The organism is Lutispora sp. QWL-02, from assembly GCF_058315355.1.
In genome coordinates this window covers 3,257,975-3,281,074 of sequence record NZ_CM177762.1, presented here as the reverse complement: position 1 = coordinate 3,281,074, position 23,100 = coordinate 3,257,975, and the positions used below count along the sequence as shown (strand labels likewise).

Below are 23,100 nucleotides of genomic sequence, written 5' to 3'. Positions count from 1 at the left end.
GATTAATTAAGAAGAGGAGGTTATGATAAAGATGAAATGCTTTAAAAAGTTAGTATCGTTTATACTGATCTTTGCTATGGCCTTTACTAATATAGGCTTTGGATTTATAGATACTACATCTGTGTATGCACAGGATACTGCGGCTGAAGAAAGTATTATATTAGAAAATAAACAGGATGTTGGGGCAGAAGAACCGGATAACTATGGTTTAAAAACATATGCTGAGGAACTGCCAATATTATCCTTGGATAAAGACAGAATAAAAGCAGGTGAGACCGTTACGGCTGCGGTTTATTCGCCTGATAATCCTAATAAGTGCTTTGATTTGACTTTATGGGATTTGAGTAAAAATAACTATTATGAAACAACAGAAAATGAAGTAGTACAAACAAAAGGTGAGACAGACGATCAAGGTAGAGATACGCTTGATTTGACAATTCCTTCGGAGGCAGCAGCCGGGAATTATCAAATAGAACTTAAATTTGAAAATAGCACGGACAAATTTTACACTGATTTAATAATCGATGAAATATCACTATCCAGAGGAACTGAGCACATAACCCTGTCTATAGATAAAATGACCATAGGCAAGGGCTATGTCCTAGAACCAACCAGAGTGGAATTTACAGATGGCGAAGCGGTCTGGGATGTATTAAAAAGAGAAATGGATAACCGGGAGATAAAATATAAACACAAATCCTATGAACAATATGGAAGCGTTTATATACAAAGCATCGCCGGTGACGGTGAATTTGACCACGGCAGCGGCAGCGGATGGATGTATAATGTCAATGGCTGGTATCCCGATCATGGTGTCAGCTTATATAAATTAAATGATGGAGATGTAGTTGCGTTTCGCTACACCTGTGATCTGGGTGCAGATATTGGTGCAGACTTTAATAATCCGGATAAAGCACTAAAAAGTATTTCCGCTGATCAAGGCATTTTAAATCCTATCTTTGCAGCGGAAACCGAAGACTATATTTTAACTTTGCCGGCTGGAACTCGAGAGATAATGATAACCCCTGCCGCTGCTAACGCTCTAAATAAAGTAACTATTGAAACAAATGATAGAATCTATCGCCCAATAGATAAAATACCTGTTGCAGAAGATCAGGTCATCACAATAACCTGTGCTGACAATATACATAGGATAACTATAGCCTTTTGCAGCAGCGATCAAGAATTTGCAAATATCGTAATAGCTCAAATAGAAGCACTTCCCGAGCTTAACGATATTACATTGGAACACAAAGCTCGCATAGAAGCCGTAAAACAATCTTATAACAAGCTGGCTGGTAAGCAAAAGGAGCTTGTTACAAATTATTCTAAATTGGAAGCGGCAGCAAGCAAAATAATCCAAATAGAAGAAGACAACCAAGCCAAAGCTAGTAATGTCATTGGATTGATTAAAGCTCTTCCTGCCCCGGAGCAGCTTACATTGGCACACAGAACACAAGTGGAAGCAGCCCGTTCAGCTTATAACAACCTGACACAGGAACAAAAGAAAATAGTAGGAGAACTAAACCTGGCAATATTGACAGCGGCGGAGGAAAAGATTGCCGAGCTATTGAACCCGACAGGAGCTATTGCTAAGAACTATTTTTACGATTTCCTGCTAAATAGCCTTGATTTTGAGATTGAGATAGGAAAAGAAAAAGAAATCATTATGCTGGATGTTCCGCGGGCAGGTCTTGATGATTATCAATTTAACCGGGACGATCTTATCATCGAAACGATAAAGGGAAAAGACATCATTAAAATTGAAAAATTTCAAAAAGATTTTGAGGAGCATTATAGATATAATATAGCAGGCCTAAAGGCAGGCGTGGCGGAAATAGAAGTTTCCTACCCGGATTTTAAGGGACAAAAGCCTATTGTTGTAGTCAATGTAATCGATAGTAAGGCTGATGGACCTGAGTTAAATACAGATATTAAATGCTCAAAATATGATATTCTGTACTTTACGGGAGATAGCTATGATCTAAGCTTTAATGTAGATACGGAAAGTGATGCTGTCGTCTCTGCATCAGTAAATGGGAAAAACTATGAAGCCGATGAGAGACGGTTTAATATAAAGCTAAGAGATGGTTATAATCCCATAGTCATTACAGCAAAAAATACCAAGGGAACGACTGTTAAGACATACAATCTCCGTGCAAAAAAGCTGGCCTACACTATTGAAAATAGTACTAGGCCAAATTTACAGGATTTTTATGTAGGGGATGTAATCAAAATTAGTTTCACAGGATTGGTAACCCCTGTACCTAAGATATCCAGAGTTTATAATCCTGCACATACCTATGCCATCTACAATTGCAATATGCCCAGGTACACTAGAGTGATGGGCGGAGGAAGCCAATATGATATTGCCACAGGCAATGAAATAGAGCTGGAGTTGACCGGTGCAGGAAAGTGGATGTTATCCGGTGGTCATATCTTTGAGAGTTGGTTTGGGGACCCACTGTACAGTGAAGACGTTTCGGTTCGCCCTCCCAACTTAGATGCCAAACAACCTGAGGATAGATTCTCTGCTTTACCGGACATTCATCTAACTGTAAAGGACAATCCAAACTATAAGCCTCAGGGCATATTTACGACGAGGGTTGAAAATAAGGAAGTGATTACTCCCGGAGATGAAGTGCATATAAGTATCCCGGACTTAAACATAGCAGCAATAGCCAAAGCGCACCCTAAGTCCAGCGGAGAATGGATGACCGATGAGATAATCCAATGCTTTACAATCTTTACGACAAATATTCCAGGGCTAAAAACCGTTAAATCAGCTGAGATAAAACAGCTTGAGGATCTGGAAAGATTAAAAACCATCAAGTTTATCGTACCCATTGATACACAGCCGGGCACTTATATGCTAAAAGGCGGATATGTATGGGTCAAATACGGCCCTGATTGGTGGACAAAAGAAAAAGATTATTTTGTGACAAAGATTCCTGATACGCCTATTGAAATAAAGGATCGCTCCTACGGTATAGTAGAGATTGGAAATATTAAGCTTAGAAATAGGCTGCTACAGGCCGTGGGAAAGGCAGGCGGCGATTTGACTAAGCACGAGCTCGCCTCTATTACAGGGGAGATAGATCTGTCTGGTTTAGATATCGATGACAGTGATATGTCTGTAATGAAATACTTAAAGGGTGTTTCTGCTATAAATCTATCGAACAACCCTGCTATTACCTCCTCTGTAGTAAATAAGGAAGCCTTTGATTGGACAAGCCTTAACAGCATTGATTTCAGCGGTTGTACCGGGATTGCAAAAATAGAAAAGGGTGCCTTTCAAGGAGCAAAAGCTTTAAAAGCAATTACCTTATCAGATACAGTCAAAAGTATTGAAGCCGAGAGCTTTAAGGACTGTGCTGACTTTGGGGGTTTAATCCTGCCGGATTCTATAGAAGCTTTGGGAGATAATGCTTTTAGTGGATGCAAAAAGCTTTTGTATTTGAAATTTCCGAATAATTTACAGAACGTTGGAAGATATCTTTTCTATAACTCGGGTCTTACTCTCTTAAATCTTAAAGATACAGCGTTTACTAAATCCAATACTAGCAGATGGTCACTCCCAGAAACGGCGGTTGTTCTTTATGCAGGACAAGATCCCAATTTATCTTTAAAATCAGCAACGATAAAGTTGGGCCAAGATAATTTAACCCTAACTCATGCCATTCCAGGGGCTGAAACTGTTATATGGGGCAGTCATGATATCACTGTTGCTGCTGTTGAGAATGGGATAGTAACAGCTGTGCAGCCGGGTGTTGCCTATATTTATGTCAAAACAGAGGATGACAGCCATAGCGATGTTTGTATAGTGACAGTAAAGGATACTGCCGGCGCAAGACTGAAAGAATTATCTTTCTCCAATATCGCTTTAAAGGAAAGCTTTGAACCATCAAGATATATTTATCATGCAGAAATATTAGGAGACACTAGAACTACAACGCTCACTGCTCATGCAGAAGAGGAAGGTGCAAAAATAGAAATAAACGGCGGAGAAGCAGTTGAAGGCACTTCTTCAAAGCCTATTGCTTTATTGCCTGGTGCCAACATAATCGTGATAAAGGTGACATCGTCAGATGGGAAGACTATCAAAAACTATAAAATAGGTGTGGATATGAAAGCTGTCGGCATAGGAGATAACTATATCGTTATTGCCAACCCTTTATTGCAAGAGAGGCTGGCTGTAGCCGCAGGCAAGGAAAGCGGATATATCGGGAAACTTACATTTAAGGAACTGGAAAGCATCAAGGGGACAATTGATTTGTCAAATGCCGTTATAAACGACAAAGATATGGAAGTCATGAAGTATCTTAAAGGTGTTTCAGGCATCGATCTATCAGGAAACACCGCCATTACATCAGAGTCAGTTAAAAAAGAAACCTTTGACTGGACAAAGCCTAAGAGCTTTGATTTTAAAGACTGCACAAGTATTACAGAGATAGCCTACAATGCCTTTAAGGGAGCTGCCAATCTTATACAAATAAGCTTGCCTGAGACAGTTGAAACAATTTTGGGATCAGCCTTTAATGGCTGCGAGAAACTCACTGCTATAAGTATGCCAGGAGTAACAAAGATAAATGGTCAAGCCTTTAAGGGCTGTTCTTCTTTGAAAGAAACAGGCATCACTATTTATGACGGGGTAGAAAAGCTGGATATTAGTGGTGATGATGTCTTTAGCGGCACAGGCTTTAAAGAATTACCGAAATTTATTTCCAAGGTAAAAGTGCTCCCAAATGGTATTTTCAGGGATTGCCTATATTTAGAAACTGCTATTATACCGGAGAGCATAACCCAAATTAAAAAAGATTGCTTCTGGAATTGCAGAAGCTTAAAAAATGTAGAGATACCAAGCAGCATGGCTGAAATAGGAGATAGCTGTTTTAACGGATGCAGCAGCTTAGAGTATATTAATATTCCCATCAATGTTATTAAACTCGGAAGCTATTTTTTCTCAAACTGTAATAATTTAAAGCATGTTGTGATCCAAAGCAATGTAAAAGAATTAGGATATAATTTTTTCAGTGGATCGCCTTCGCTGGCTTTTCTGGATTTAAGGAAGACATCCATTACAAGCTTAATTTCCGAGTGGGGCTATCCGTATAATTGGGGTATTCCAGCTTCTGCTGTTGTCCTGTTATCAGGAGAAAAGGATGCGGAGCTATCTGTGTCAGAGACAACTATAATTTTAGGGGACAAGAGCTTAAAGCTCACACATAAGATACCTGAGGGAAAAGCAGTTTTTTGGGGCAGCACCAATACTGATGTAGCAGTAGTCTCTGATGGCGTAGTGACAGGAAAAGGACTAGGCAATGCTACCATATACATCAAAGCAGAGGATGGCAGCTACAGCGGTACTTGCTATGTAAAGACCGTGGATACAGACATCGCTAAGCTAAAAGCATTATCGCTGTCTGATATTAGCTTAAAGGAAGCCTTTAGCCCATCAAGATACTTTTATACTGCCGATACAGGAGTTCATACTGCTTCAACCAAGGTAACGGCACAAGCAGCAGATGAAGGCGCTGCTATAAAAATTAATAATGAGGCAGCAACAGGCGGCAGTCCTTCGGGAGCTATACCTTTATCCTTGGGTACCAACACTATTGAGGTAAAGGTGACCACAGCCGAAACTACCAAGACATATACAATAGCTATCACTGTAAAAGATATATTTGAAGATGGTGATAAGGTTGTTATCGCTAATCATAAATTGCTTGAAAAGCTGGCAAGCGCTGCCGGGAAAGGAAGCGGCTACAAAGGCAAATTGTCAATGGGAGAACTTGCTTCCATTGCCGGAAGCCTAGATCTTTCTGATGCAAATATTATCAATGGAGATATGGCAGTAATGAAATATTTGAAAGGTGCTTCTGCCATAAATCTTTCAGACAACACTGCCATCACATCGGTAACTGCAAAAAAAGAAACCTTTGACTGGACAACTCCTAAAAATTTAAACTTTAGCGGCTGCACCGGTATAACTGAAATGGCTAAAGATGCTTTTCGTGAATGTACCTCATTGACAGGGATTACTTTGCCAAAGGCTGTTATCAGTCTCGGAGATGAGTTCTTTGCCGGCTGCACATCCTTAAAAGAAGCAGAGCTTCCGGGTTTAACAGATGATGGCCTTGGAAAGAGCTTGTTTAAAAACTGTACGTCCATAACAGATGTTGGAGATATAAAACTTCCTGAAACGGTAACATATCTTCCGGAAAAGTTTTTTGAAGGCTGCATTGGGATCACGCATGTGGAGCTTCCCAAGCATATCACCAGGCTGGGGGACGGCGTTTTTTATAAATGCACAGGAATTACAAAGACCGATATTTCGGGCATAAAGATCTTTGATAATGGAAATTGGGGTTTATTAAATGGATGCACAAGCCTTAAAAAAGTAATATGGCCCGAAGGAATAACCCTTGTACCCCAGAGCTTCTTTGCCGGCTGCACCGGTATAACTGAAATGGAGCTTCCCGACACCTTAGAAAGTCTTGGTCGATATGTTTTCGGCAATTGTAATGGAATTAAAGATCTGAGAGATATTAAAATGCCCGAGAGCATAACTCATTTGCCTAACGAATGCTTTGCGGGTTGTGATGGACTGACGAAGATCGAGCTTCCCGGACACATTAAAAGTCTTGGAAAGAACGTATTTAGAGACTGTACCAATATTACCGAAGCAGATATCTCCGGTGTAGAAGCAGAACTCGAATTTGGCTTGCTTTCAAACTGTACGAGCCTTAAAAAAGTGATACTTCCTCAAGGAATAACCAAGCTACCCGATTTACTTTTTAGAGGCTGTGCTGAATTAAGCTGCGTAGAGATTCCAGACAGCGTTACCGGTATAGGCAACCAGAGCTTTGGGTGGACTAAAAAACTTTATTACCTTGCTATCCCGGGTAGTGTTACTAAAATAGCTAATAATTGCTTTCTCGGTGCCGAAGGGCTTAATATCTTAGATTTGCGAGCCACGAGCTTTACTAAAGCGGATGGGAAATGGAAGGTACCCGCTGATAGCTTTATCCTTTTACCAGGAGCAGATGCTAAGCTAACTGCTGAAAAAAATGAGATACAAGCGGGAGAGAATTTAGCCATAGCACATAGCATTCCTTTAGACAAGGAAATAAAATGGCATAGCAGCAATCCTATGGTTGCCGGTGTTGAAAACGGTGTGGTGACAGGGTCAATGAAGGGTATCGCCTTTATTGCCGCAAAGGCCGATGATGATAGCTACAGCGGCATTTATAAGGTGACAGTTGTATCGGGAAATGAGGATCCTAAGGATCATGAAGCTGCTAATAAAGTTATTGACAAAATAACTGCTTTGCCGGCGGCAGATAAGTTAACCCTTGAAGATAAGGGCTTAGTAGAAGCTGCAAGAAAAGCATATAATGCATTGACTGAAGAACAGAAAACGCTTATTATAAACCTCGATAAACTCGTAGCAGCAGAAAGAAGGATAGCTCAATTAGAAGAGGAGAATATTGATAAAGTACCGCCTGTTATTACAGCAACGGTAAAGAATGAAACAGTAAATACGGGCTTATACAAATTTACTGCCGGTGCAACAGATGATAAAGATGGCAGTGTGGATGTCGTTGTAAAGCATAATGACAAGAAAGTAGAAGCTAAAGACCAATACTATGAAATAACTTTACGGCCCGGAGTGAACAAAATTGAGATTTTTGCTTGGGACAAGGCAGGGAATGAAGCAAAACAAACTTATACTATAAACTATGAAATACAACAAACTTATGCGGTGACTTTTGAAACAACTCCCAAAGAGGCAAGAGTAATTGTAAAAGATAAAGAAGGCAATGAGGTTAAAGCAGAAAAAGACAAAACCTATAGATTAAAGTCCGGGAAATACAGCTACACGGCAAGTGCCTCAGGCTATAATACGAAGACGGAAGCCTTTGCTGTTATGGACGAATCCAAAACGATTAGAGTGGACTTAATAAAATCCAATAGCGGAGGCAATGGCGGCAAAGATAATAGCAGCAGCGGCGGCAGCGGAAAAGAGAAAAGCACTGGGAGTAATAATTCTGCAGAAAAGAAAGAAAAAGTTAGTATAACAGGAGGCACACTAACTCCTTTGGCAGCAATAAAAGACAATGTTGCAATTGCAGCATTAAGCAGCAGTGATGTCAAAGAAGCATTAGAATCACTAAAGAAAGGCGAAACATATACTCTTAAAATTGACCTTACAAAGACTCCCAGGGCAAATGGGTATCAAGTTTCATTTGACAAAGAAGCTTTCAAAGACCTTAAAGGATCTGATTTGGATAAAATCAATATTGCTACACCTGCAGGAGACATGCAGATAGGTATTGATACTCTTAGAAGCTTTAGCCAAAATACCTCTGATGATGTTGCTATCAACATCAATAACCAAATCTCTTTTGATGGCAAACATAGTTTAAAGCATGCGATCAATGTAGCTATTATTGCTGGAGGCAGGGAAATAAAAAGCCTTCAAGGCAATAAAATCAATTTGGAATTGCCTTGCAACCTAAATAGCAATGAGGATACAAATGCCATTGTAGGTGGAAAAATTGTTAATGGTGAATTCCATATAATAAAAGGAGCTAAATATAAGGACAATAAGCTAAGCATGCAAATTGAAGAACTTGGCATCTATGGAATCAAATATAACCCTGTTGAATTCAGCGACACAATAAATCACTGGGCCAAAGACAGCATAAACTATTTAGCAGCCAGAGGGATCATCAAGGGCACCGGCAAAAATACTTTTAATCCGAATAAAACCTTGAGCCGTGGTGAATTTATTCATATGCTGGTCAATTCCATTGATTATATAGAACTGTCTGATGCTAAAGCTGAAAGCTTTGAAGATGTGTCAGAAGGACAATGGTATACAGATAGCATCAAGTGGGCTGCGGAACATAAAGTCATTAAAGGCTATGATAATGGTAAATTTGGAGTAAATGATCTCATTACCAGAGAACAAATGGCAGTAATACTGGTGAATTTTGCTGAAGCAACAGGCTTAACTCTTGGCGAAATAAAGGGAAAGACAGGTTTTTCTGATGAGGGGAATATCTCATCTTATGCTGGAGCCGCTGTAAAATCCATAGCAAGCTCAGGGATCATGAGAGGAAAAGGCAATAATGAGTTTGCCCCGAAGGATAATGCTACCAGAGCTGAAGCGGCTGCTTTATTGCACAGAATATATAATTAACATTAAACTGTTATGATGGGAGCAATCTGCGGAAATCCATATTTCCCCAGATTGCTCTCGAAGGTTATCAAAAGCAGTCTAAATGAAGTACTTTTGCCGTGGCTTAACCAATACGATCTATTGCTAAGCATTACCTAAAAGGGTATAATGTTAATTGGAAAAATAAATAGTTCAGGCAGGCAGCATCTCTGTCATTGGGATGGAATGCTTTAATAGGGAATCCGGTGAAAGTTCGGAACGGTCTCGCCACTGTGAATAGATTATCTCATGATAATTTAAAGTCAGACACCTACCTGTATGAAAGTCACTATTTAACCTACGATGTATAGGGAGGTGAGCAGCTGATATATAGAGATTATATATATTCTTCAAGCATCCTTATCAAAAGAGGATGTTTTTTATTTGCCAGAGATTATTATTTGCTAAATGAGGTGAAAAAATGAATAACAATAAAGAATTTTTATTCAGCGAATTTGAGAGAACCAGCTTTGACGCCTGGAAGGAGGAAGCTGTGAAGCTTCTTAAAGGGAAGCCTTATGAGAAGGCTTTGCTTACTAAAACTTATGAAGGTATAGTATTGAACCCGATATATACGCAGGAGGATTTTGAAGATATTTCTCACATTGATGCATATCCCGGTTTTGCGCCTTATGTTAGAGGAACTAAAGCAGACGGCTATATTGCAAAGCCGTGGGATATTTGCCAGGAGATTGATGCAGGCCACCCTGAGGCCTTCAATGAAATTCTTCTGCATGATTTATACAGGGGCCAGACAGCCATAGGCATCGTGCTTGATAAAGCTTCACGGATAGGCGTTGATCCGGATGAAGGCGGAGATCTGCCTATTGGCAATAGAGGATTGTCATTATCTACATTGGAGGACGTAGAAATACTTCTTGATAAGATAGTGCTTGAAATTTTGCCGATATACGTGAACACAGGTGCTAACCCGCTGCCCCTTATATCTTTGCTGGGTGGTTATATGAAAAAGAATCATATTGACTATTATAAGCTCAACGGCTGCATTGGCGCTGATCCCTTGGGCGAATTAGCTAAAGAAGGCTCTCTTCCGCTTTCTCTGGGAAGAGCCTATGATCTGATGGCACAGCATACAAGCTGGGCTGCCCTGAATGCACCGGCTTTAAGAACTATTTTGGTTGAGAGCAGCGCTTATCATGAAGGCGGATGCGATGCCGTACAGGAACTGGCTTATTCCATTGCCACCGGAGCGGAATATATAAAAGAGATGCTTGAAAGAGATATGAATATAGATCAGGTTGCGCCTAAAATGGCCTTCGGATTCTCCTTAGGCTCAAATTTCTTTATGGAGATTGCAAAGATCAGGGCTGCAAGAATGCTTTGGTGCCAAATAGTAAGAGCCTACGGAGGAAACAAAGAATCTCAAAAAATGTTTATTCATGCTAAAACTTCCTCCTGGACAAAGACGGTATATGATCCTTATGTCAATATGCTTAGGAATGCGTCTGAAGCATTTTCAGGAGCTATTGCAGGGGTTGACAGTATGCACGTCGCTTCTTTTGACGAGGCTGTCCGGGAATCTGATGAGTTTTCAAGGAGAATCTCGCGAAATGTACAAAACATTCTTCAAGATGAGTGTCATTTTACTCAGCCCATTGACCCGGCAGGAGGATCCTGGTACATTGAAGCCCTTACACGGCAGGTTGCTGAAAAAGCCTGGAGCCTTTTCCAGAAAATCAGCGGGTCTGGAGGCATATATGAAGCTTTGAAAGCAGGAACGCTGCAAAAAGTCATTGAGGACAAATATGAAGAAAAATTTACTGCTATGTCTAAGAGAACTCATGTATGGGTAGGAACAAACATGTATCCCAATTTGTCTGAAGAAAAGCTGACGCCCAGGAGCATAGATTATAGCCGGTTCAGAAAAAAACGCATTCAGGAAGTGCAAGATTACAGGTTGTCAAAAGACATGTTCATGCTTCTTGACGCTCTGATCCAATTGAATATGAGTGACATAGAATTGGTGGATAACGGTATAGAAGCTGTACTGGCAGGTGCAACATTAGGAGATATTTCCGAAATAACTTCAGATGGCGTAGTACATGCAGAGCATATAAAGCCTGTCAAGAGACAACGTGGTGCCGAACGCTTTGAGCATTTGCGGATGCGTTCGGAAGAAATCAGGAAGAGTCACGAAGATGCGTTAAAAGTATTTCTTTTCAATATGGGGCCTATTCCACAGCATAAGGCGAGAGCAGACTTCTCAGCCGGCTTCTTTGAGACTGGCGGATTTGAAGTGCTCAAAAACAATGGTTTTGAAAGCATAGATGAAGCTGTGGAAGCAGCATTAGAATCTAAGGCCTCTATTGGCATCATATGCTCCACGGATGATACTTATTCTGAGCTTGTACCCGCTATTGCGCAAAAAGTTAAAGCCTTAAAACCCGAATTCAGATTGATAGTTGCTGGAAAGCCTGCAAAGGAGCTGGAGCCTGAATACCGGGCTGCCGGGGTGGATGACTTTATATTTTTAGGAGCCAACTGTTATGATATTCTGAAGGGAATTCAAAAGGAGATGGATAGCAATGATTAATCATCCCGACTTTTCAAAGCTAAAGCTGGATACCACAGGGGAAGCTTCCTCCCGGGAAGCCTGGGAGGAAGCCTTTAGATATTCTGCCGGCCAGAAGCCTGAAAGCTATGATTGGACTACAAATGAACAAATAAAAGTAAAGGCATTATATACAAGAAGCGAATATTCAGATTTTGAGCATTTAGGCTTTACCGCCGGTGTGCCGCCTTATCTGAGAGGGCCTTATGCAACCATGTATGTGACCAGGCCCTGGACCGTTCGTCAATATGCCGGTTTCTCCACCGCTGAAGAAAGCAATGCCTTTTACAAAAGAAATCTGGCGGCGGGTCAGAAGGGTCTTTCTATTGCATTCGATCTTGCGACTCACAGGGGCTATGATTCCGACCACGAAAGAGTAGTAGGAGACGTAGGCAAGGCAGGAGTTGCAGTCGATTCCATGCTGGATATGAATATTCTTTTTGACAGCATTCCCCTTAATAAAATGTCTGTTTCAATGACCATGAATGGTGCGGTTTTACCCGTGCTGGCTTTTTATATAGTAGCGGGAGAGGAACAGGGTGTTCCGAAGGAAAAGTTGTCCGGTACTATACAGAATGATATATTAAAGGAATACATGGTAAGGAACACCTATATTTATCCTCCGGAAATATCCATGAGGATTATTGCGGATATATTTGCTTATACATCCAAGCATATGCCCAAGTTTAACTCAATTTCTATATCCGGCTACCACATGCAAGAAGCCGGGGCAACAGCCGATATAGAGCTGGCTTATACATTGGCCGACGGTTTGGATTATATAAGAGCGGGGATAAAGGCAGGCATTGATATTGATGCCTTTGCACCAAGGCTATCCTTTTTCTGGGCTCAGGGCATGAATTATTTTATGGAGATTGCCAAGATGAGAGCTGCCAGAATGTTATGGGCAAAAATAGTTAATGGTTTTAATCCAAAGGATATGAAATCCTTGGCTCTCCGAACACATTCCCAGACATCCGGATGGTCTTTGACGGAGCAAGACCCCTTTAATAATGTGACACGAACATTGATTGAAGCCATGGCAGCATCTTTAGGGCATACCCAGTCTCTTCACACCAATGCCCTTGATGAAGCCATCGCCCTGCCTACGGATTTCTCTGCACGGATTGCAAGAAACACTCAGCTCTATCTGCAGGATGAAACAATGATCTGCAAGGTTATAGATCCCTGGGGCGGTTCTTATTATGTGGAAAGGCTGACCCACGAGCTGGCAAGGAAGGCCTGGAATCATATTCAGGAAGTTGAAGAATTAGGTGGAATGGCAAAGGCTATTGAGACCGGATTGCCAAAGATGAGGATAGAAGAAGGTTCTGCAAGGCGGCAGGCAAAAATTGACTCTGCCAAGGAAGCTATTATAGGTGTTAATAAGTATCGTCTAGATCACGAGGATCCTATAGAGATATTGGAGATTGATAATACGGCGGTTCGGGAGGCTCAAATAAAAAGGCTTCAGAAGCTTAAAGCTAATAGGGATGAAGCAAGGGTACAGGCAGCTTTGGCGGCAATAACAAAAGCAACGGAATCGGATGAAGGGAATCTGCTGGAGCTTGCCGTAGAAGCGGCAAGAGCCCGTGCCAGCCTTGGAGAGATATCCTATGCCATAGAAAAGGTAAAAGGAAGGCATCAAGCCGTTATCCGCTCAATTTCCGGTGTTTACAGCTCAGAATATGCTAAGAGGGATGATGTTGAAAAAGTGAAGCGGTTGACGGATCAATTTGAAGAGCATGAAGGGCGCAGACCCAGAATCTATATAGCAAAGATGGGGCAGGACGGACATGACCGGGGAGCCAAGGTGGTGGCCACAGCTTATGCGGATTTGGGATTTGACGTGGACATAGGTCCGCTGTTTCAGACCCCTGCCGAGGCAGCCAAGCAAGCCGTAGAAAATGACGTTCATATAGTGGGCATGAGTTCGCTGGCTGCAGGCCATAAAACACTGCTGCCTCAGTTGGTGGAAGAACTTAGAAAATTAGGCCGTGAAGATATAATGATCATTGCAGGAGGGGTTATTCCCGCTCAGGACTACGACTTCCTCTATGCTCATGGGGCATCCTTGATCTTTGGGCCTGGCACTATTATCACTGTTAGTGCAGAAAAAATGATAAAGGAGCTTAACCGGAGGTTAGGATATGGTGAAAAAGATGGAAGCCAATAGCAAAAAACCAGAATGGGTTCCGGAAGATGCCAAAGATGAATATGCAACAAAAGTTTTGGAAGGCGTTATAGGAGGCCATGACGGCATGATGTATTCGAAAACGGTTGCCCACACCATATCTCCATCATCTCTTAGAAAGCAATTAACAGTCGATGATTACTTTGAAGGTATTATGAATGATGACCGGACTATTATGGCGAGAGCCATCACCCTTATAGAGAGCAATGCTTCCCGGCATTTTGACCAGGCACAAGAGCTGCTTTTAAGGCTCCTTCCTTATACAGGAAAGTCAATACGGGTAGGTATTACAGGGGTGCCGGGAGCAGGAAAGAGCACTTTTATTGAAGCTCTGGGAATGCACCTTTGCCGGAATGGCTATAAGGTAGCGGTGTTGGCCGTAGATCCAAGCAGTTCGGTTACAAAAGGCAGCATTTTAGGCGACAAGACTCGTATGGAAGAACTTTCGAGAGAAAAAAATGCTTTTATAAGGCCGTCTCCGTCCGGCGGAATGCTGGGAGGCGTCGCGCGCAAAAGCCGTGAAACGATGATGCTGTGCGAAGCCGCCGGCTTTGACGTATTGCTTATTGAAACAGTAGGAGTTGGGCAAAGTGAAGTGACGGTACGTTCAATGGTTGACTTTTTTCTTCTTATACTTATCACGGGAGCAGGAGATGAGCTTCAGGGCATGAAAAAAGGAGTTATGGAGTTGTGTGATGCAATACTTATCAACAAGGCAGACGGGGACAACAAGATAAAAGCCATGGCAGCCAAGGCAGACTACAATAAAATACTGCATTATCTTAGGCCGGCTACGGAAGGATGGGTTCCCCAGGCTTATACATGCTCTGCGTTATATAATGAGGGAATATCGGATATATGGAATAATATCCTAAGCTTTGAAAAAGCGACAAATGATTCAGGAGTTTTTGGCGAAAGAAGGAAGAATCAAACGGTTGACTGGGTATTTACACTGGTTATGGATCAGCTGAACCAACGATTTTTAAACCATGAGGGCATAAAAAACATCATGCCTCAAATAAAAAAAGAGCTTGTAGAAGGAAATATATCTCCTACACATGCGGCCACACGCCTATTAAATATATTTGACACAAAATAACGTAATTTATGCTATCTAAAGTATATCAAATTCTGACTTTATAGATAATGAAATTTTGAATTTTGTGAATCATATTATCGTTGAAGAATAAATCTCCCTATGATACAATAAAATTGAAAATTTAATAATGAACTTCAGGTTCTTTAAGATTAATAGGGAAAACGGTGCAAAGCCGTTGCAGCCCCCGCTACTGTAATCGTGTACGAAATCAGCCTTATACCACTGGATTTATCCGGGAAGGTGTTGAAAGTAGAATGATGCGAAAGCCAGGAGACCTGCCTGATTGTTTAAACCAAGTGACCTTCGGAGGGAAGGAAAAGCTTTTATTTTTATGTCTGTTTAGTGCATATAATGCTTGATAAAAATCCCTGATCTCCTAAGATCAGGGATTTTTAATTCTTAAAAGTAAATGAGGGGTGAATTTATGAAAAGGAAAAAAACAGTATTTATCTCAATTCTATTTCTAATGACCTTTGCGCCGGCCATTACCCATGCTATGCATATCATGGAAGGCTTTTTGCCGGCTAAATGGGCTATATTATGGTCTGCTGCAGCAATTCCTTTTATGGCATTAGGCTTGAAAAATGTTAATGCCATCATTAAAGGGGAGCCCAATAAAAAAGTTCTTTTAGCTTTGGCAGGAGGCTTTGTGTTTGTCTTATCGGCGTTGAAGATACCGTCGGTGACCGGAAGCTGCTCCCATCCGACAGGAGTAGGCTTAGGGGCTATTTTGTTCGGCCCTACGACTATGACGGTTATAGGCCTTATAGTGCTTGTTTTTCAAGCCTTGCTTCTAGCACATGGCGGATTGACAACTTTAGGAGCTAATACTTTTTCTATGGCAGTAGCCGGGCCCATAGTATCCTACGGGATTTACAAGGTTTTGAATAAAAGAAATGTGAATACGACCTTTACAGTATTTTTAGCCGCTGCTGTAGGAGATCTTTTTACCTATGTGGTTACAGCTTTACAGCTATCATTGGCCTTCCCGGACCCCGTGGGCGGACTCATGAGCTCGCTGGGCAAATTCCTGACAGTATTTGCAGTGACTCAGATTCCCCTTGCCATAGTAGAAGGTATACTAACGGCTATTGTTTACAATCTATTGGCTGAATACAGCAAGGAAGGAGTGATCAGTCTTGATGCATTCAAATAAGAAAAATTTATTGCTTTTTATATTAGCGGTAGTTATCATCATTACTCCTCTGGTGATTCATAAGAGTGCTGAGTTTGGAGGCGCTGATGGGCAGGCGGGAGATGTGATTTCAGAGATTGCCCCGGAGTATGAGCCTTGGTTTGAGAGCCTTTGGGAGCCTCCTAGCGGTGAGATAGAGAGCTTATTGTTTTCTTTGCAGGTAGCAATAGGAGCGGGCATTATTGGCTATATCTTCGGAGCTATGAAGGAGAAAAGGAAAGTTGTTAATAATAGATAAATATGCTTACACAAATAGATTAACAAATTTTAATCCTATGGCAAAATTTATTTTTGCCATAGGAGCTTTAGTTATTGCGGTGGCTATAGATAATTTATATATAAACCTGCTCATATTTCTTTTAATGATGTTTTTTACTATTTTTGCAGCCAAGATACCGGCAGGTAAATATATGAAAATTATAAGCATACCCTTTTCTTTTTTAATCGTAAGCATCACTACTATATTGATGAGCTTGTCTTATAAGGATGTATTTATTTTCAGCATAAAGATAAAAGACATCTATATAGGCATTACCGAATATTCTATTCACCAATCGGTGAAAACCATGATGAGAGTATCAGCATCTTTAGCCTCAACCTTTTTTTTGGCCCTTACCACATCCTTGTACGATATCATTCGAGTGTTGAAAAAATTAAAGCTGCCCAATACTTTGATTGAGCTGTTTGCTCTGATTTATAGAGCCATATTCATTTTTTTAGAAGAAGCTAAGGAAATCTATGATGCTCAAGAGATGAAATTTGGATATGAGGGCTTTAAAAATAGCTGTAATTCTGCAGCTTTGCTTATAAAGTGCTTATTGCTGAAGATTTTAATCAGATATAAGGATATGACCATATCTTTAGATAGCAAATTATATGATGGCGAATTTAGGACGGGTGATTAAATGATTAAAGTAAAGTCCTTATGCTTTAAATACGAAGACGGCACAAAGGCATTAAATAATATAAACATAGATCTGGGCAAAGGCAAAGTAATCGGGCTCATAGGATCAAACGGCTCCGGTAAATCCACTCTTTTCCTTAATATGATAGGAATTTTAAAGCCCGATAGCGGACATATAGAATACAAGGGTTCGGTTCTCAAATATGATAAAAAATTTCTCAGGGAATACAGGAAAAAGGTGAATATTGTGTTTCAAGAGCCGGATAAACAATTATTTTACCCAAATGTATTTGATGATGTAGCCTTTTCTTTGAGGAATATGGGAGTTTGTGAGGGTGAGGTCAAATTAAGGGTCAAGGCTGCTTTAAACCAGGTTAGTGCCTATGATCTGAAGGAGAAGCCTATTCATTTCCTAAGCTATGGACAAAAGAAAAGAGTAGCAATTGCAGGCGTGTTGGCGATAGATACGGATATCATATTAATGGATGAACCTACTAACGGATTAGATCCACATATGACCGGCGAAATGAAAAAAATCATTAAAGAAATAAGCAAGGATAAGATCATTGTAATTTCCAGCCATGATATGGACATGATTTATGAAATTTGCGATTATGTCTATATATTGGCTAAGGGAGAAGTTTTAGGAGAGGGAAAAACCCAGGAGGTGTTTTCACACAGAGAACTTTTGGACAGGGCATTTTTAGAAAGGCCTTGGCTTGTAAAAATCCATGAAGGATTGGGATTGCCTCTGTTTAAAAATGAAGACCAGTTATTTAATTATGGTGAAGGGAGAACAAAAGCATGAAGAAGGGCATTATAGTTGCAAGCTTTGGTACTACTTATGAGGTTACGAGAAAGCTGTGCATAGAGAGCATTGAAAAGATGGTTGAAGAAAAATATGAGGATTATCTGGTGCTTAGGGCTTTTACCTCTGAAATAGTCAGGAGCATATTAAAAGATAGAGACGGCCTGAATATCTATAATCCTATAGGAGCATTAAACAGGATGAAGGAATTGGGCATAAAAGAAATCTTTATACAATCCCTTCATATTATTCCCGGCTATGAATACGAAAAGATAGTAAAGCAGGTTGAAGATTTTAAAAAGGAAAATGAAGGCTTCATAATATCTGTTGGAAAGCCCTTGCTCTATGAGGACTATGATTTTCGCAAGGTTATAGAAGGCTTAGAGGCTGAGAGCATATTGGGGGAAAAGCCTGTTGTATTTATGGGCCATGGTACGGAGCATGGTTCCGATGAAGCCTATATAAAGCTTGAGAAGCTGTTTGCAGATAAGGGATGCGGGGAGGTTTTTATAGGAACAGTGGAGGGAGCGAAAACTATAGGGGATATCATAGCTCAATTAAAGGGTAGGAATATAAAAAAGGTTATGCTAAGACCCTTTATGCTGGTGGCAGGAGACCACGCCATAAATGATATGGCATCGGAGGATGAGGATTCCTGGAGGAATAAGCTTTTGGACAATGGCATAGAAGCGGAAATAGGACTTTCTGGCCTTGGAGAAATCAGAGCAGTCAGGGATTTGTTTTTAGAGCATTTAGAGGCTGTAATAAATAGTTAGTTGGGAGGAATAGTCATGAAACAAAAAAGAGTAATTGCAGTAATAATCGCTGTATTAGTATTAAGCTTGCTGGGCGGATGCGATATCAATCAAGGAAAGCCGGCAAATTCCGGCGGAAATGAGGGAGCAGGGGAAAGCGTTAAGGAAGAATATGGAGTGAAAATCAATAAGGATAGTGTTACCTATACTGACGGGAGAGATCAGGAGGTTACCCTAAAGAAACATCCTCAGAGAGTAGTTTGCTTGTTCACCTCTTATTTGGAGATATGGGATAAAGCAGGAGGCAAGGTCATAGGAAGGATAGAAGATGCATCGGAAAAACCCGTTGAAGGGGCAAAGGATGCGGAAGTCGTAGGGAACCTGGGAGCCCCAAGCCTGGAGAAGATTATTGCATTAGAGCCGGATCTGGTAATATTGAATGCAAATTCAAAAATCAATATGGAATTGGTTCCTGCACTGGAACAAAACAATATTGGAATACTGGCTATGAATTTTTTTGTGAAAGAAGATTACTTCAAGATAGTAAGGCTTTTTACTGCATTAACGGATAGAGAAGATCTATACAATGAATATAGCTTGAAAGTAAAAAATGATATAGAGCGTATTATTAACAAAGCACCAAAGGATAAAGGCTATACAGCATTGCTTATGATGGCCAGTGCAAAGAGCATAACGGTGCGGGACTCTTCTACCTATGTAGGACAAATGCTTAAGGACTTGAATGTCGAGAACATATCCGACGGCTCAGACCTCACCACGGACGCGAAGGTTTTCAGCATGGAAACCATATTGGAGAGGGATCCTGATTTTATATTTGTACAGGTGACAGGTAGGGATCAAAGCAAGGTCTTTGAAAAGCTTAAAAAAGATGTAGAATCAAATCCGGCTTGGGCATCCTTAAAAGCGGTAAAGGAAGGAAGATATATTTTTCTGCCCAAGGAGCTTTATATGTACAAAGCTAATCACAGATATGCTGAGGCTTATGAGGGTCTTGCCAAAATGATATATCCGGAAGTGTTTAAGTAAATTAAATGACTCGTTGTGCTGCTCTGAATCAACTAGCACAACAGATTATATAAGGAGAATATAGTTGATGGGCAATAGAAAAGAAAGAGCCAACAAAGCTTTAATATTACTGGGGTTTGTGCTTTTGTTTATTGTAAGCTTTTTTATCAGTATTGGAAATGGTGCGGTTAAAATTTCCCCATTAGAGATTGTAAAGGCGATTTTCTTCCAAAAGGATTCAATGCACTATCAGGTGATATGGAATGTGAGATTGCCTAGAACTATAGTTGCTGCTTTGGTAGGGGTTTGCTTATCCCTGTCGGGCGCTATACTTCAAGGCATAATGAGAAACCCCCTGGCAGGTCCCAATATCATTGGGGTGTCCTCAGGGGGAGGACTTATGGCTTTAATAATATTGATATTATTTCCCAAATATTATTATCTGGTGCCATTAGGAGCTTTTACAGGTGCCCTTATGGCCACGTTATTCATATATGGATTGTCTTGGAAGGAGGGAGTTCATCCTACCAGATTGATATTGGCAGGAGTCGCCGTGTCTTCCCTTTTAAATGCAGGAATAAACGGGCTCATCACCTTTTTCCCAGATAGGGTAGCAGGGGTGATAGGCTTTATGGTGGGAGGCTTATCTGCAACTACCTGGATACAGGTGAGGACGATCATACCCTATGCCTTGGCAGGAACGGCTCTGGTGCAGTTGCTGCCCCAAAGGCTCAATGTACTGATGCTGGGGGATGAGGTAGCTACTGGCTTAGGCCTTAATGTGGAAAAAACAAGGTTTGCCTTTATAATACTTTCCTCTCTGCTGGCAGGCAGTGCTGTGAGCGTAGTAGGCATGCTGGGCTTTGTGGGGCTTATCGTACCTCATATGGCCAGATTATTTATTGGCTCCGATTATAAATATCTGTTTCCGACAGCATTTTTTCTGGGCGGATCCATAGTAATGCTTTGCGATACCCTTTCAAGAGTGTTGTTCGCGCCTGCGGAGATACCCGTAGGCATAATAATGTCTGCACTTGGAGCGCCCTTTTTCCTATATTTGCTCAGAAAAAAGGAGGCTGTGAGATAGATGGGGTTAGAAGCACTGGATATTCATGTAAAATATGGTCAGAAAGAGATATTGAATTCTGTATCGCTTAAAATCAACGATGGTGAAATAACGACGATCATAGGGCCTAACGGCTCAGGGAAATCAACATTAATAAAAGTTTTGTCGAGATGTTTAAGTCCGTGGAAAGGCTCGGTATACCTGGACGGAAAGAATTTAGAAGATATAGGAACAAAGAAAATAGCCGAGAAGCTGGCGGTATTGCCTCAAATACGGCATTTATCCTCGGATATAACAGTGGAAGAGCTGGTCGCTCATGGGAGATACCCTCATTTGGGATTCAGGCAGAAATTGAGGAAAGAGGATAGGGAAATAATTGAGTGGTCTATGATCAAAACCGGCTTGATGGAATTGAGATATCGTCATGTAGTTACATTGTCGGGAGGGGAGAAGCAGAGAGCCTGGATGGCTATGACTTTGGCCCAAAAAACCGGAATACTTATTCTTGACGAGCCTACCACATTTTTGGATATATCGTATCAATTGGAAGTGCTGGAGCTCATTAAAGAACTCAATGCATCATTGGGGTTAACGGTAATAATGGTGCTCCATGATCTAAATCAAGCTGCCAGATACTCTGATAATATACATGTGCTGGACAGAGGAAGAATATGTGAATGGGGGCCTCCTGATAAAATATTGAGAAGCGATTTGATCAAAAGGGTTTTTAAAATACAGGCTCATATATATGAGGATGACATAAACCAATGCTTATATTTTATTCCGGAAAAGAGGGTGTAAAAATTTATGGAAATGATCATGATAACCGCTCCCTCCAGCGGTATGGGGAAAACATTGATAACCCTGGGCATAATAAGGGCGTTAAAAAAGAGACAATTCAATGTTTCGGGTTTCAAGACAGGACCGGACTTTATAGATACCAGGTATATAGCTGAGGCTTCCGGCAAGAGGGCAGGGAATCTGGATATGCATATGCTGGGAACCAATGGCGTTAAAGAGGCTATAGCTATGAATAAGGGGGATATAGGCATCGCAGAAGGCGCCATGGGATATTTTGACGGCATGGGCAGCGGTTTTGAAAACTCCGGCTATGACATATCAAAGCTGCTGGATATAAATGCAATCTTAGTATATACACCCAGGGGTGAAATGTTTTCTGCCATACCTAAAATAAAGGGAATGGCAGACTTTCCCGGTTCCAGGATCAAAGGAGTCATATTAAACAAGGTGAGCAAGGCTATGTATGCTCTTTTGAAAGAAAAAATAGAGGAATATATAAATATCAAGGTGCTGGGCTATTTGGAAGAGGATAAAGCTTTAGAAATAGAGAGCAGGCATTTAGGCTTGATTCAAAGCATCGAGATAGGTGAAACAAATGGAATAATAGAGAAAGCTGCAGAGAATATAGAAAAGAATATAAATCTGGAAGAAATAATAAAGCTCTGCCGCAGGGTAGAGCTGCCTGAATACATTTATCCCCAAAGAAGAAATATTAAGGTGGCCATTGCTTACGACAAAGCCTTTTCCTTTTATTACGGAGAAAACCTGAACCTTTTTGAAAACACCTGCCGGGTGGAATATTTCTCTCCCATTGAGGATAAGAAGCTCCCTCAATGCGATTTGCTATATTTGGGAGGAGGCTATCCGGAAGTCTATAAGGAGGAGCTTTCTATAAATCATGAAATGAGAAAAGCTGTAAAGGATAAGGCGGAAGCCGGAGGCTTTATATATGCAGAAGCGGGAGGATTGATGTATCTTGCCGGGAGCATAGAGCAAAGCCTCATGTGCGGGGTCTTTGAAGGCAGGTCTGCCATGACGGACAGGCTTCAGCGATTTGGATATGTAAATATTGAGCTTGGCGAGGATTGCAGCTTGGGTAGAAAAGGAGACCTCATAAAAGGCCAGGAATTTCATAAATCCGTTGCAGAGATCAATGGGAAAGAGATTTTCTATATAAGGAAGCCTATGGGCAAGGGAGAATGGAAATGCGGATACAAATACAAAAATGTATTTGCAGCATATCCGCATATAAATTTTTTAGGCAATATGAAAGCCTTTAATCATCTGCTGGATACTATAGAAAAAGAATATTCAGAATGAAGTCTCGTTCAATGTGAATGGACTTAGAGTTTGTTAGTTTTGACGCAACCCTATGCAAGCTTACAAAGTCTTAGTCTCGGAACTTTCGCAATCGTTATCAGTTAGAACAACCAAACTACTAAAATTAATTATTC

At 40.9% G+C, this 23,100-nt stretch carries 13 protein-coding genes and 2 riboswitches; all 13 genes read left to right on the top strand.

Features of this window, described 5'->3' with window-relative positions:
* Positions 1-22: 22 nt before the first annotated feature.
* The 13 genes from AC4HCY_RS15515 to AC4HCY_RS15455 all read left to right on the top strand — a co-directional run bounded on the left by AC4HCY_RS15515 (position 23) and on the right by AC4HCY_RS15455 (position 22,966).
* Positions 23-9,208, top strand: a complete 9,186-nt coding sequence (locus AC4HCY_RS15515; protein ID WP_491094575.1) for a leucine-rich repeat protein — start codon at positions 23-25, stop codon at positions 9,206-9,208.
* Between the two features lie 160 nt (positions 9,209-9,368).
* A riboswitch (cobalamin riboswitch) is annotated at positions 9,369-9,519 on the top strand.
* Positions 9,520-9,647: 128 nt separating this feature from the next.
* Entirely contained in the window at positions 9,648-11,780 is a 2,133-nt protein-coding gene (locus AC4HCY_RS15510) for a methylmalonyl-CoA mutase family protein (RefSeq protein ID WP_323430231.1), read from the top strand.
* Complete coding sequence (scpA, locus tag AC4HCY_RS15505; RefSeq protein WP_491094574.1) at positions 11,773-13,974, top strand: methylmalonyl-CoA mutase; 2,202 nt, start codon at positions 11,773-11,775, stop codon at positions 13,972-13,974. Before AC4HCY_RS15510 ends, scpA begins: the two co-directional genes overlap by 8 nt.
* Complete coding sequence (meaB, locus tag AC4HCY_RS15500; RefSeq protein ID WP_323430229.1) at positions 13,949-15,091, top strand: methylmalonyl Co-A mutase-associated GTPase MeaB; 1,143 nt, start codon at positions 13,949-13,951, stop codon at positions 15,089-15,091. The genes scpA and meaB overlap by 26 nt, the downstream gene beginning before the upstream one ends.
* Before the next feature lie 119 nt (positions 15,092-15,210).
* Positions 15,211-15,388: riboswitch (cobalamin riboswitch) on the top strand.
* A gap of 127 nt (positions 15,389-15,515) precedes the next feature.
* Positions 15,516-16,247, top strand: a complete 732-nt coding sequence (locus tag AC4HCY_RS15495) for an energy-coupling factor ABC transporter permease (protein ID WP_333783230.1) — start codon at positions 15,516-15,518, stop codon at positions 16,245-16,247.
* Positions 16,234-16,524: an energy-coupling factor ABC transporter substrate-binding protein gene (locus tag AC4HCY_RS15490; RefSeq protein ID WP_323430236.1), complete on the top strand. Its 291-nt coding sequence runs from the start codon at positions 16,234-16,236 to the stop codon at positions 16,522-16,524. Before AC4HCY_RS15495 ends, AC4HCY_RS15490 begins: the two co-directional genes overlap by 14 nt.
* Entirely contained in the window at positions 16,508-17,191 is a 684-nt protein-coding gene (gene cbiQ, locus AC4HCY_RS15485; RefSeq protein ID WP_491094573.1) for a cobalt ECF transporter T component CbiQ, read from the top strand. The genes AC4HCY_RS15490 and cbiQ overlap by 17 nt, the downstream gene beginning before the upstream one ends.
* Positions 17,192-17,998, top strand: a complete 807-nt coding sequence (locus tag AC4HCY_RS15480) for an energy-coupling factor ABC transporter ATP-binding protein (RefSeq protein ID WP_323430227.1) — start codon at positions 17,192-17,194, stop codon at positions 17,996-17,998.
* Positions 17,995-18,774: a sirohydrochlorin cobaltochelatase gene (locus AC4HCY_RS15475; RefSeq protein ID WP_323430226.1), complete on the top strand. Its 780-nt coding sequence runs from the start codon at positions 17,995-17,997 to the stop codon at positions 18,772-18,774. Before AC4HCY_RS15480 ends, AC4HCY_RS15475 begins: the two co-directional genes overlap by 4 nt.
* A 15-nt stretch (positions 18,775-18,789) precedes the next feature.
* Positions 18,790-19,800 (top strand): ABC transporter substrate-binding protein, encoded by a 1,011-nt coding sequence (locus tag AC4HCY_RS15470; protein WP_491094572.1) that lies wholly within the window; start codon positions 18,790-18,792, stop codon positions 19,798-19,800.
* A gap of 67 nt (positions 19,801-19,867) precedes the next feature.
* Positions 19,868-20,866: a FecCD family ABC transporter permease gene (locus tag AC4HCY_RS15465; RefSeq protein WP_491094571.1), complete on the top strand. Its 999-nt coding sequence runs from the start codon at positions 19,868-19,870 to the stop codon at positions 20,864-20,866.
* Positions 20,867-21,646, top strand: coding sequence for an ABC transporter ATP-binding protein (locus AC4HCY_RS15460; RefSeq protein ID WP_491094570.1), 780 nt, complete (start codon positions 20,867-20,869; stop codon positions 21,644-21,646).
* Positions 21,647-21,652: 6 nt separating this feature from the next.
* Positions 21,653-22,966, top strand: a complete 1,314-nt coding sequence (locus AC4HCY_RS15455) for a cobyrinic acid a,c-diamide synthase CobB (RefSeq protein WP_323430222.1) — start codon at positions 21,653-21,655, stop codon at positions 22,964-22,966.
* Positions 22,967-23,100 lie beyond the last annotated feature (134 nt).